Source organism: Dyadobacter sp. CY323 (assembly GCF_021390245.1).
Classification (GTDB): Bacteria; Bacteroidota; Bacteroidia; order Cytophagales; family Spirosomataceae; genus Dyadobacter.
On record NZ_JAJUXH010000002.1, the window covers coordinates 259,223 to 272,274 of the forward strand.

Genomic DNA, 13,052 nt, shown 5'->3' on the forward strand with positions numbered 1-13,052 from the left:
TGTAAACCACGAGCTATCGATGAAAACTTTAAAAAATAAAATGATCTGGGTGATCAGTGGACTGCTGGTTACCGGACTGTCTTCTTGCTACGAAAAATTTGATCCGGAAAGCTACGCGCCCAGCGTGACCATCGGCGGCTTCACGGCTTCCAATGAAATTGCAGCGGCGAATCTGGTTGCCCATTTTCCATTTGACGGGGATTATACAGATGCTGTTTCGAAAACAGCGGGCGTAAATACCGGAACCGCATTCACGAATGGGTTAAAAGGCCAGGCAATGCGTGGTGCAAAAAGCGGCTACGTACTCTTCGATCCTACCCCGGCGATTCTGGGGTTGAAAAGTTTCACAATGACTTACTGGGTCAACAGTCCTTCCACTACGGCTGCCGGCGGCATTATCGGTCTTGTTGGGTTATCTCAAAAAGATGGTTTCTGGGGTAATGTGGAAACTTTCTTTGAAAACGGAGGTACCGGTAACGACGGGATTTTTAAAGCGCATATTCAAAATGATACGCTTGATACCTGGGTTTCCAAAGAGGGAATTGTGAATCTGTATAACTCCTGGACCCACCTTGCATTGTCATACGATGCGGCCAGCTCTACTTTTTCAATCTATGTGAATGGCTCTAAAACAGCTACCGCTACGGTGGCGAAGTTTGGAAACCTGAAATGGAAAAATCCTGGCAAAATGGTTTTTGGGACCGTTCAGTTTCAAACCACCCCAAGCCTGACTACCTCGTCGAAAGGAGAATCCTGGGCAAGCTACCTCACTGGCATGCTGGACGAAGTCAGGATTTACAATGTCGCATTGAAAGACAGCGAAGTTGACGCGTTGGTCAAACTGGAGTCGAGAGGAAAATAATGTCTTTTAGAAACCTCATCTTTATTGGCTTATTACTTTGGCTCGGGATATCCTGTAAATCAAAACAGGATCCCGCGCCAAACCCAATCGTAACACCCACCTCTTTCAGCTTCAACAGTTTAAAAGTCAACGATGCGTTTTCAGGATTTAATTATGTCAATGTGAATCTGAAACCGGAGGTAAAGTTCACGTTTTCAAGTCCGCTTAATCATGCGACTCTCGCGGCCGGTATCACCTTTAAATCGAAATCCGGGGAGAATATCCCATTTTCTGCTACGCTCGAAACCGGCGACAGCATTGTTTCGGTTATTCCAGTGTCAAACCTGAATGCACTCCAGACATATAGCATTTCTGCGACAAAGGCATTGAAATCCAAAACAAATGGCTCGCTGCTGAATGAGGTTACCGTAAATCTTACGACTGCTTTAGATTCGACGGACAAGTTTCCGGTCATTCCGGATGAAGAATTGCTTACGCTCGTTCAAAAGCAAACCTTTAAGTACTTCTGGGATTTTGCGCATCCGGTGAGCGGGCTGGCCAGGGAAAGAAATACATCGGGCGACATCGTCACCAGTGGCGGCAGCGGATTTGGAATTATGGCCATTCCGGTTGCCATTGAACGGAAATTCATTACCCGGGCCCAGGGCCTGGAACGAATGCAAAAGATCGTCACCTTCCTGAACGAAAAAGCTCAGAAGTTTCACGGAGCATTTCCCCATTGGCTCAATGGCGCAACGGGGGCTGTGCAGCCTTTCAGTGAAAAAGACAACGGAGCCGATCTGGTGGAAACTTCGTACTTAATGCAAGGTTTGCTGACTGCGCGTCAGTATTTTAACGGAACGGATGCCTCGGAAACGGCTTTGAGGACCAATATCAATGCATTGTGGCAGGGAGTTGAATGGGATTGGTTTCGGAAAAGCAATGAAAACGTACTGTACTGGCATTGGAGCCCAAACTACAATTGGGAAATGAACCACCAGATCAAAGGGTGGAACGAATGTCTCATTACCTATGTGCTCGCAGCCTCGTCGCCCACGCATTCAATTCCAAAATCTGTATACGATAATGGCTGGGCCGGGAATAGCAATTTTGCAAATGGAAAATCGTACTACGGAATTACATTGCCGCTCGGAGAACCGTATGGCGGGCCATTATTCTATTCACAATACTCTTTTCTAGGTTTGAACCCAACCGGTTTGACAGACCGTTTTGCCAATTATTTTACCCAAAACAAAAATCATACATTAATTAACTACAACTATTGCATTACCAATCCGCAATCATTCGAGGGGTATAGTGATCAATGCTGGGGATTGACGGCTAGCGACATTCCGAATGGCTACAATGCCAATTCGCCTACTAATGATAAGGGTGTGATCACGCCAACGGCCGCATTGTCGGCATTTCCGTATACGCCCGTGGAGTCGATGAAAGCGCTGAAATTCTTTTACTACAAGCTGGGAGATAAGCTATGGGGCGAGTTTGGGTTCCATGATGCATTTTCTCTGAGCGAACTCTGGTTTGCCGATTCTTACCTGGCGATCGATCAGGGGCCGATCGTAATCATGATCGAAAACCACCGCAGCGGGCTTCCGTGGAAACTTTTTATGAGTTGCCCGGAGGTTAAAACCGGCTTGAAACAGCTGGGTTTTACCAGCCCTGACATTTAATCAAGACTTTATAACCTTACTCAATTATGAAGATTTCCTTCTATTACCTTCTCGGGATTCTGCTGCTTTTTGCAAGAGTGGATGCGCATGCACAGAAGAAAAAAACCATCAATACGAAGCCAGTTGCATTCAATGCCGCTGACCGACCGAGAAATCTGTCCGATTCCGCATTGCTCGAACTGGTGCAAAAACAGACCTTCCGGTATTTCTGGGATTTCGGGCACCCGGTGAGTGGCATGTCCCGCGAACGAAGCAACGCGGCCTACGATTATGGCAACGAAGTGGTAACGACGGGCGGAACGGGTGTCGGAGTTATGGCGATGATCGTTGCAGCGGAAAGAAAGTGGCAGCCCCGCGACTCGGTGGCGGCACGTTTACTGAAAATGGTCAAATTCCTGTCAAAAGCCGATCATTACCACGGCATTTTCCCGCACTGGCTCAATGGGGCTACGGGTAAAATTGTGCCTTTCGGCCGCAAGGATGATGGCGGAGATTTAGTGGAAACATCGTTTTTATTTCAGGGCCTTTTAGCTGCACGACAGTATTTCGATGGGGATAATGATCTAGAAAGGGATCTTCGAAACCGGATTCAATGGATTTGGAACGAAGCGGAATGGGACTGGTACACGAGAGGAAATCCGAACCAGCTTTACTGGCACTGGAGCCCCAACAATGGCTGGGCGATGAATTTCGAATTGAGAGGCTATAATGAAACTTTGATCACCTATATCCTGGCTGCGTCGTCGCCGAGATATCCGATCACTGCGCAGGTTTACAACAAGTGCTGGGCGCAGAGTGACCATTTCAAGAATGGGAAGGAATATTATGGTATCAAGCTTCCGCTGGGTTTTGACTATGGCGGGCCACTGTTTTTCGCGCATTACTCATTTGTAGGGCTGGATCCGCGAAAACTGAAAGACCAGTATGCCGATTACTGGGAGCAAAATGTAAATCACTCGCTGATTAATTACAAACACTGCGTGGAAAATCCCGGAAAATTCAAAGGGTATGGAGAAAATAGCTGGGGGCTCACAGCCAGTGATACTTACAATGGCTACAATGCACATTCGCCGACCAATGATTTTGGCACAATTACACCTACGGCCGCATTATCGTCATTTCCATACACCCCGAAAGAGTCGATGAAAGCATTGAGACACTTTTATGACGACTTAGGAGATAAAATCTGGTCTGAATACGGATTTACTGATGCATTTAATGAGTCGCAAAACTGGTATGCCAAATCGCATCTCGCGATCGATCAGGGACCGATCGTTGTAATGATCGAAAACTACCGGACGGGGTTGCTCTGGAAATTATTCATGAAAGATCCTGATGTGCAGGTTGGTTTGAAAAAGCTGGGTTTTGAGAGTCCGGCGCTGGAATTGAGCAGCAAAAATTGATCGCTTTTTAACCTAAATGGATGGAAAGACCGGCCCAGAACTGGTCTTTCTGTTTTATAAATTATAATTGTACCTTAATGTCACGTTTAGCAGAAGACCGCCAAACAAATTACCTTTCTGCCTGATCTAACTAAACAATTATGAGAAAGCTATACAAAGTCATCCATGCATTTCAATAAACAAAATCAACCGATGTTGAGAGCTATTATCTGTTGCCTTTTACTGACAAGCACCTTTCATGTTTTTGCACAGGATAAAAAATTTACGCGTGCAGATACGCTGCGCGGCTCTATTACATCGCAGCGTGCCTGGTGGGACCTCACCTACTATCACCTGAATGTGACCCCCAATGCGAAAGACAGCACGATTTCAGGCAGTACCCGTATTTATTACAAGGTATTGCAGCCAAACCAAAGCATTCAGGTCGATTTGCAGGAGCCGTTGCAGATAAGTAAGGTTGTTCAGGATGGCGAATCGCTGGAATACAAGCGGGACGGAAACGCGTTTTTTATCACATTGAAGAAAAAACAGGAGCCCGGAAAATCGGAAAACCTGGAAGTTTTTTATTCAGGTAAGCCGCGATTGGCAAAACGGCCACCGTGGGATGGCGGCATTCAATGGGTACCGGACGGAAAGGGAAATACAATGATCGCAACGAGTTGCCAGGGGCTTGGGTCCAGTGTCTGGTGGCCGTGCAAAGATCATATGTATGATGAGCCGGACAGTATGCAGATCAGCATCACAGTCCCGAAAAATATGACGAATGTTTCAAATGGCAATCTCCGTTCGGTCGTAGAAAACAATGATAACACGCACACATTCAATTGGGTAGTTAAAAACCCTATCAATAACTACGGGGTCAATATGAATGTGGCCGAATATGTGAGCTGGAAAGAAATTTACAAAGGTGAAAAAGGCGATCTGAATGTCAGCTACTACGCGCTTCCGGCAAATGTCGGGAAGGCAAAAGAGCAATTCAAACAGGTACCGCAAATGTTGAAAGCGTTTGAACACTGGTTTGGCCCCTATCCTTTTTATGAAGATGGCTACAAGCTGGTGGAAGTCCCGTATTTGGGCATGGAGCATCAGAGTTCGGTAACCTATGGAAATCAATACAAAATGGGCTATCTCGGCCGCGATCTATCCAATACCGGCTGGGGATTGAAGTGGGATTTCATCATCATCCACGAAAGCGGACATGAATGGTTTGCCAATAACATTACCTACAAGGATGCGGCCGACATGTGGGTGCATGAAGGTTTTACCAATTACTCCGAAAACCTGTATACGGAATACTATTTTGGCAAAGAAGCCGGATCTGCATACGTGATTGGGACTCGGGCACTGATTGCAAATGACGCGCCGATTGTTGGGGTATATGGGGTTAATGAGTCGGGCTCGAAGGATATGTATTACAAAGGCGGCAATATGCTGCATACCATTCGGCAGATCGTAAATGATGATGAGAAATGGAGGCAGATTTTGAGGGGACTGAACAAAACATTTTATCACCAGACCGTCGATGGATCTCAGATTGAAGCTTATGTGAGCGAGAAAGCCGGGAGAAATATCTCGAAGGTATTCGATCAGTATTTAAGGGATACCCGGATTCCGGTTTTGGAATATGCATTTGGTTCAAAAAGCTTGCAATATCGCTGGGCCAATGTGGTGGAAGGTTTTGATATGCCGGTTAAAGTAAAGATCGGCAGTGGAAAAGATGAATTTCTGTATCCGACGACGGAATGGAAAGTGTTGAAGACCAAGGTTGGAAAAACACTTTCCGTCGACCCTAATTTTTACGTGGAATCGAAAGAAGCAAAGCAGGCATCATAAATCCCAGCATTCCATAATCAGCAGATCTCCTTTTTTGGCTGTGATCCTGACCATACCGTCAGTTAATGCTTCATTGCTATTGCCTGTCCGATGACCGAGCGTTAATGTTTCGTCATACAGATTATACTTCAATCCGGTGGTTTCGATGCCTTCGACAATGCCCACGGGAATTAAGGAAATGGGTGTACCGGCCGTGTACCATTTCTCAAAGCTGTCCGCGAGTGGGAATATTTTCGAGTGATCGTCGAACATGACCAGTTTGATCTGGTTTTTATAGCGAACCAGATTGGTCACATTTGTAATGGCGTGGTCCTGGCGGCGGCCTGTCGCCCAGACGATATTAGCAGCTGGAAAACCTCTTTCAATGAGAAAATCGATGCCTTTTTCCAGATCTGTTTTTTCCTGATCGGGCGTACTGATGATTTCCAAAGGATGGTGCTTTTCCAGAATTCCTTCAAAATCATGCTGTTCGTCAAAGTCACCTAACCAGGCGTCAAACTTAATTCCAAGATCCAGAACCCGGTAAATGGCGTGGTCGAGCACGACAATATACGGGCTCCATTCGAGCAACTGGCCGAGAAGTTCTTCGCTGCACGCTTCTCCGTTGGCGATAATGAGCGCTGGTTCCTGCTTTTCCCTGACGATATGGTGTGAAGACATTGGGTTATGCGCCAAGCGTTTTTGCTTTGTTCCAATACTCATCCATTTCGCCCAATGTCATTTCGGAAAGCGACTTACCATCGGCTTTCGATGCTTCTTCCAAATACTGAAACCGTTTGATGAATTTTTTATTTGTTCTTTCCAAAGCCGTCTCCGGATTGATATCGACGAATCTTGAGTAATTCACCAGTGAAAACAGTAAATCGCCAAACTCTCCCTCAGCTTCCCGCTGATCGATCACCTCGCCGGTCTCAATATTGAAGTTTGCCTTGAATTCCTGTAATTCCTCCTGCACTTTATCCCAAACCTGCTGTTTTTCATCCCAGTCAAACCCTACTCCTCTCGCTTTTTCCTGAATGCGCATGGCTTTCACCAATGCAGGCAGAGAACCCGGTACGCCCGACAGAACAGATTTATTACCTTCTTTCAATTTCAATTTCTCCCAATTTTGCTTGACGGCTTCCTCGGTATCCGCCACTGCATTACCATAAATATGCGGATGCCTGGAAATGAGTTTATCACAAATTCCATTCAACACATCCCGGATATCGAACTGATATGCGTTTCCTTCCTCTGAACCGATTTTGGCATAAAATACAATATGAAGAAGCAAATCGCCCAGCTCTTTTTTGATTTCCGGCCTGTCATTTTCCAGAATGGCGTCGGATAATTCGTACGTTTCCTCAATCGTTAAATGTCGCAGACTTTCCAGCGTTTGTTTGCGGTCCCAGGGACATTGCTCGCGAAGTTCGTCCATGATAGTCAGCAACCTGTCGAATGCCATTAACTGATCCTGGCGGTGTTTGGGAAGCGAATCAAAGTTTTTTTCCATAAAACAAAGATAGACAAAGCAACTTACACAGGCCCACTTCGGTCTGCATTCCTGGCAGACGGAAACGCCATTTTGCAACGAACTTTTTCATTATTAAAATGTTAATCAAAACGTTCACCAAAAACATCATCATTGAGCAAAACCCGCGGGCCACGTCCCGATAATCCGACTCCGGCAAACAATCAATCCTTTAAAAAGCGCTTTTCCGCACTGCAAAACCTTCCACGATTTTTTCAGTTGGTGTGGCAAACAAACAAGCTTCTTACTATCGGTGATATCACTCTCAGATTGCTGAAATCTGCATTGCCGCTGCTCGTCCTTTACATTGGAAAAGAAATTATCGACGAGGTGATCCATTTAATGGACCATCGCAACGACTCACATCAATATCTATGGCTGCTCGTAGGCGCCGAGTTGGCGCTGACCATTTTATCCGATTTACTCAATCGCTGCATTAGTCTTTTTGACAGTTTACTCGGAGACCTGGTCGCCAACAAAACTTCGGTTGACCTGGTACATCACGCCGCCAGACTGGACCTGTACCAATTTGAGAATCCGGTGTTTTATGACAAGCTCGAACGTGCGCGCCGGCAAACATCCGGCCGGACGGTTTTGCTTTCGCAGACACTCGCTCAAATGCAGGATATTCTTACATTACTTTCATTGGGAGCTGGATTAGTGGTTTTCAATCCCTGGCTGATCCTGATATTGATCGTCGCGGTAATTCCTTCTTTTATCGGGGAAACACATTTTAATGAAAAAACATATTCACTTACACGAAGCTGGACTCCCGAGCGGCGCGAACTTGATTACCTCAGATATTTGGGTTCAAGTGCCGAAACGGCAAAAGAGGTGAAGGTTTTTGGACTGGAAAATTACCTTGCGGGAAAATTCAAATCACTATCAGATCAGTATTTTAATGCAAATAAAAAGATAGCGATCAGTCGCGCCGGCTGGGGTTATGTACTTTCTGCGATCGGCACGTTTGCTTATTATGGCGCATATGTGTTTGTTTTGGCCCAAACGCTCGCGGGTTTGATTACGATCGGTACGATGACTTTTTTGTCGGGTTCTTTCCAAAGAATGCACGCGATGTTGCAGGGTATCATGAGCCGATTTTCCGGAATTGCCGAGAATGCATTATATCTGCAGGATCTGTTCGACTTCTTCGAAATACAACCGACAATTCTTGCAAACGAAAATGGGAAGCTCATTTCCAAACCAATCAAAACAGGTATTACATTTGAAAATGTAGGCTTCAAATATCCAGACAATGATTTTTGGGCTCTGCGTAATCTTACTTTTTCGATTGAGCCAGGTGAAAAGCTCGCATTAGTTGGCGAAAATGGCGCGGGAAAAACAACACTTGTAAAACTGTTAGCTTCTCTTTACAAACCTACCGAGGGCCGCATTCTCATCGATGGCGTCGACATTCAGGAGTACCAGCTAGCCGATCTTCGCGCCAACATCGGGATCATTTTCCAGGATTACATCCGGTACGAAATGACCGTTTCGGACAACATTGCAGTGGGGGATATTTCAAATATTGATGATAAAACGGCGATCGAAAGTGCCGCAGACAAAAGTATGGCTTATGAGCTGATCGAACGTTTACCGAACCGATATGAACAGGTTTTGGGGAAACGTTTCAAAGATGGCACTGAACTTTCGGGTGGTCAATGGCAGAAAATTGCGCTGGCGCGGGCTTATATGCGCAATGCTCAGATCATTGTTCTGGATGAACCTACTTCTGCACTTGATGCCCGGGCGGAACACGAAGTTTTCAAACGGTTTACCGGTTTGATCGAAGGAAAAATGGCGGTTTTGATTTCGCACCGTTTTTCCACGGTAAGAATGGCTGACCGGATTTTATTTCTGGAAAAAGGAAAATTGATCGAATACGGCTCGCACGATGAGCTGCTTGTTAAAGATGGAAAGTACGCCGAACTTTTCAACATCCAGGCGCAGGGATATTTGTAAAATCAGGAGGGTATTTTAAAGCTCGACTGAATCAGATTACTGGTGCATTTGGCGATAATTTTGCCTTCAAAATCGTGGATTTGGCCTTCTACATGAATAATATTTTTGCCCGCGCGCACGACCTGAGCTTTTGCAAAAATAATGTCTCCAAGCTTTGCGGCATGCAGAAAATCACAATTCAGATTAACAGAAACAAACGCAAATTCGCGTCCCATTGCATACACCAGCGTACCGACGATATCATCCAGAATCGTTGCTGCAATTCCGCCGTGAAGGGCTTTCATCGGGTTTGTCATATCTTCGCGAACGGTGTATTCCACCTCCATGCTGGCCTCCTGAATGTCAAGTAGTTTTCCATTCAGCCATCGACCCACCGGCGACACACTTTGGCTCATCCGCTGCCCGATAAGTTCCTGCATAAAAGCGAGACGTTTATTTTCACCGTCCGATGCCGCATTACTTACATTACTCATGGTTAAAAATCAGGTAAAATTCAGATATGCAGGTTGCACCGAAAAATAGTAATTATCATAGAAAAATCTATGGTTATGTGTCAATTATGTGGATTTAATTGCTAGGTTTTGAAGGTTATTGCTACCTTTGCCGGAGTTTTTGCAAGAGTTAAAAGCATTCCCATATATGAATTTTACGTTATCGCAGGTTCCTGATCGTTCCGAAAAACCCCGTCAAAAGGGATTAACCATGGTAATGGATAAAGGACTCAGTGTCAGGGAAACAGAGGATATGTTATCCACTTCGGCACCTTATATTGATATCGTAAAACTGGGCTGGGCTACCTCTTACGTGAGCCCGAATCTCAATGAAAAACTGGCTGTTTATAAAAATGCCAATATTCCGGTTTATTTCGGCGGTACTTTGTTCGAAGCTTTTGTCGTAAGAAACCAGTTTGACGACTACCGGAAGCTACTAGACAAATATGATTTGAAATACGCGGAAGTATCCGACGGTTCCATTGAAATGAACCAGGACGTAAAATGCGAGTACATTAGAAAGCTCGCCCAGCAGGTAACCGTCTTGTCGGAAGTAGGATCCAAGGATGAGAACAAAATCATTCCTCCTTATAAATGGATCCAGCTCATTAAATCGGAATTGCAGGCAGGCGCATGGAAAGTGATTGGAGAAGCTCGCGAATCGGGTAATGTTGGTCTTTTCCGCGCCAGCGGAGAGGTTCGCCAGGGATTGGTTGAAGAAATCCTGACAGAAATCGCATTTGAAGACATGCTTTGGGAAGCTCCTCAAAAATCACAACAAGTTTGGTTCGTCAAACTGTTGGGAGCCAATGTGAACCTGGGAAACATTGCGCCGTCCGAACTTATTCCACTTGAAACGATTCGCCTGGGCCTCAGGGGTGATACATTCAATCACTTCCTGAATGCGAAGACCAAACAAAAATGGAAAATTGACTCAAAATAAAATCATAAAGCATTAGTCTCATCTTATTCATAGCTATGGAATTCATTAAGCAGTTTATTGACATTTTCCTTCATTTGGACAAACACCTTTTTGACATTGTCCAGGAATACGGCACACTTACTTATCTGATCCTCTTCCTGATTGTTTTTACTGAGACCGGCCTTGTAATCATGCCTTTACTACCGGGAGATTCACTGCTTTTCGCAGCCGGCGCCATTGCCGCAAACCAGGATACAGGTTTGAATGTATGGCTGATCATTGTCATTCTGATCGTCGCTGCATTGATGGGTGACAACGTCAATTATTTTGTGGGTAAAAAATTCGGGGGTGAAATCAAGAAACGAGAACGGATCCTTTTCCTTAAAAGGGAATATCTGGAAAAGACAGAAGCATTCTACGAAAAACATGGTGGAAGTACCGTTATTATGGCTCGTTTTATCCCAATCGTACGTACCGTTGCACCTTTCGTAGCCGGTGCCGGAAGTATGAATTACTCGAAATATATTGTATTCTGTGTCATCGGTGCTTTACTTTGGGTACCTTCATTAACACTTCTCGGATTCTTCTTCGGGAACATGGAAATTGTTAAAAAGAACTTCGAACTGGTTATTTTCGGTATCATCGGAATATCGATACTTCCAATGATTTTCGGCTATTTCAGAAGCAAATTTGCAAAGCCTTCGGCAGCCTAGGGTTCGCTATTAGCTATTAGCCATTAGCCTTTGGCGATTAGCTTTTAACATTTGCTATTTTTATACTACAAAAAATCCCTTGTTCATCGCAAGGGATTTTTGTTTCGAAGAAATGCAAATTTAAGTTCACATTACAAAAGAGCTAAAAGCTAATGGCTAACAGCTAATGGCTTTTAGCTTTCAACCATCAGCTTTTCAGCCTCTCGAATAATTCGGTGCTTCCTTCTGAATCATAATATCATGCGGGTGGCTTTCTTTTACCCCGGCAGAAGTGATTTTTACAAACTGTGCTTTTTGCAATTCGGTAATGTCGCCTGCTCCGCAATATCCCATTCCAGCCTTCAAACCTCCAACCATTTGATAAACGATTTCGGAAACTTTGCCTTTAAATGGAACCCGGCCAACGATTCCTTCCGGAACCAGCTTTTTAACATCGTCTTCGGCATCCTGGAAGTAGCGGTCTTTTGAACCATCTTCCATTGCTTCCACCGATCCCATTCCACGATATGCTTTGAATTTCCGGCCTTCGTAAATCACGATCTCGCCTGGTGCCTCATCGCTACCCGCCAGCATTGAACCGATCATAATCGTGCTCGCGCCACCTGCCAATGCTTTGGTCATATCACCTGAGAAGCGTATTCCACCGTCAGCAATAACCGGTACATCTGTATCTTTCAGTGCTTCTGCGGCCCACATCACTGCAGTTAATTGCGGAACTCCGATACCTGCGATAATTCGGGTTGTACAGATACTTCCCGGTCCGACTCCTACTTTCACCGCATCCGCTCCTGCGTCTGCCAATGCCTTCGCGCCTTCGCCGGTAGCCACATTTCCAGCTATTACGTCGAGTTTTGGGAACTGTGCTTTAATTGATTTCAGCGCTTCGATCACTCCAAGTGAATGTCCGTGTGCAGTGTCCAGACTAATTACGTCCACACCGGCTTTCACCAATGCTTCAACTCTTTTCAAAAGGTCATGAGTAACTCCGACAGCAGCACCTACCCGTAGCCGACCATACTCGTCTTTACATGCATTGGGGTGTGACTTGCGTTTCAGGATATCCTTATAAGTAATCAATCCAGTCAAACGATATTGAGAGTCAACGATCGGAAGCTTTTCAATTTTGTATTCCTGCAGGATTTTCTCAGCATCGTCGAGTGACAAGCCATCGGAAGCGGTGATCAGCTTGTCTTTCGTCATAATCTCCGTCACCGGTTTCGACATTTCTCTCTCGAAACGCAAATCACGGTTGGTAAGGATTCCGATCAGCTTGTGATCTTTGTCTATAACAGGAATACCGCCGATTTTGAATTCACGCATGATCTGATGCGCATCGCCAAGGGTTGCAGTGTCATTTAGTGTGATCGGATCGAGGATCATCCCGCTTTCCGAACGTTTCACCTTTCTAACCTGCTCAGCCTGTGCTTCCAGGCTCATGTTTTTATGAATGATACCAATGCCGCCTTCCTGGGCCATTGCAATGGCCAGATCAAATTCGGTTACCGTGTCCATAGCCGCTGAAACAAGTGGAATGTTCAGTTCGATGTTGCGGGTAAGCTTGGTTTTAGTTGTGGTATTGCGAGGAAGAATTTCTGAATAACCAGGTATTAGAAGAACGTCGTCGTAAGTGAGAGCCTCGAAGAGGACTTTGGATGGGTCTGATGTGCTCATAGCAAATAAACTATT

Annotated in this window: 11 protein-coding genes; 7 read left to right on the plus strand and 4 right to left on the minus strand. The window is 45.3% G+C overall.

All coding sequences use genetic code 11. The annotated features are described in order from the left end of the window. The first annotated feature begins 19 nt into the window (after nucleotides 1-19). The 4 genes from LZG72_RS04395 (at nucleotide 20) to LZG72_RS04410 (ending at nucleotide 5,768) form a co-directional block, all read left to right on the plus strand. A complete protein-coding gene (locus LZG72_RS04395) occupies nucleotides 20-862 on the plus strand; it encodes a LamG domain-containing protein (RefSeq protein ID WP_233868016.1) in 843 nt (280 codons plus the stop codon). Continuing rightward, nucleotides 862-2,532: a glucoamylase family protein gene (locus LZG72_RS04400; RefSeq protein WP_233868019.1), complete on the plus strand. Its 1,671-nt coding sequence runs from the start codon at nucleotides 862-864 to the stop codon at nucleotides 2,530-2,532. Before LZG72_RS04395 ends, LZG72_RS04400 begins: the two co-directional genes overlap by 1 nt. Before the next feature lie 26 nt (nucleotides 2,533-2,558). Continuing rightward, nucleotides 2,559-3,935, plus strand: coding sequence for a glucoamylase family protein (locus LZG72_RS04405; RefSeq protein ID WP_233868021.1), 1,377 nt, complete (start codon nucleotides 2,559-2,561; stop codon nucleotides 3,933-3,935). A 192-nt stretch (nucleotides 3,936-4,127) separates the two neighbouring features. After that, on the plus strand, nucleotides 4,128-5,768 hold the full coding sequence (locus tag LZG72_RS04410) for a M1 family metallopeptidase (protein ID WP_233868881.1): 1,641 nt from the start codon (nucleotides 4,128-4,130) through the stop codon (nucleotides 5,766-5,768). On the opposite strand, the gene LZG72_RS04415 is transcribed toward LZG72_RS04410, so the two are convergent. Both LZG72_RS04415 and mazG read right to left on the minus strand, forming a co-directional pair. Further along, complete coding sequence (locus LZG72_RS04415; RefSeq protein WP_233868023.1) at nucleotides 5,763-6,428, minus strand: thiamine diphosphokinase; 666 nt, start codon at nucleotides 6,426-6,428, stop codon at nucleotides 5,763-5,765. The genes LZG72_RS04410 and LZG72_RS04415 overlap by 6 nt on opposite strands. A 4-nt stretch (nucleotides 6,429-6,432) precedes the next feature. Further along, entirely contained in the window at nucleotides 6,433-7,260 is an 828-nt protein-coding gene (gene mazG, locus LZG72_RS04420) for a nucleoside triphosphate pyrophosphohydrolase (RefSeq protein ID WP_233868025.1), read from the minus strand. A gap of 132 nt (nucleotides 7,261-7,392) precedes the next feature. On the opposite strand from mazG, the gene LZG72_RS04425 reads away from it, so the two are divergent. Next, nucleotides 7,393-9,240, plus strand: a complete 1,848-nt coding sequence (locus LZG72_RS04425; RefSeq protein WP_233868027.1) for an ABC transporter ATP-binding protein — start codon at nucleotides 7,393-7,395, stop codon at nucleotides 9,238-9,240. Nucleotides 9,241-9,242: 2 nt separating this feature from the next. Here LZG72_RS04425 and LZG72_RS04430 read toward each other — a convergent pair whose 3' ends face one another. Continuing rightward, nucleotides 9,243-9,713, minus strand: coding sequence for a PaaI family thioesterase (locus tag LZG72_RS04430; RefSeq protein ID WP_233868029.1), 471 nt, complete (start codon nucleotides 9,711-9,713; stop codon nucleotides 9,243-9,245). A gap of 166 nt (nucleotides 9,714-9,879) precedes the next feature. On the opposite strand from LZG72_RS04430, the gene LZG72_RS04435 reads away from it, so the two are divergent. Next, on the plus strand, nucleotides 9,880-10,674 hold the full coding sequence (locus LZG72_RS04435; RefSeq protein WP_233868031.1) for a phosphosulfolactate synthase: 795 nt from the start codon (nucleotides 9,880-9,882) through the stop codon (nucleotides 10,672-10,674). 35 nt (nucleotides 10,675-10,709) lie between these two features. Then, nucleotides 10,710-11,366, plus strand: a complete 657-nt coding sequence (locus tag LZG72_RS04440) for a DedA family protein (RefSeq protein WP_233868033.1) — start codon at nucleotides 10,710-10,712, stop codon at nucleotides 11,364-11,366. A 195-nt stretch (nucleotides 11,367-11,561) separates the two neighbouring features. Here LZG72_RS04440 and guaB read toward each other — a convergent pair whose 3' ends face one another. Then, entirely contained in the window at nucleotides 11,562-13,037 is a 1,476-nt protein-coding gene (gene guaB / locus LZG72_RS04445; protein ID WP_233868035.1) for an IMP dehydrogenase, read from the minus strand. Nucleotides 13,038-13,052: the final 15 nt, after the last annotated feature.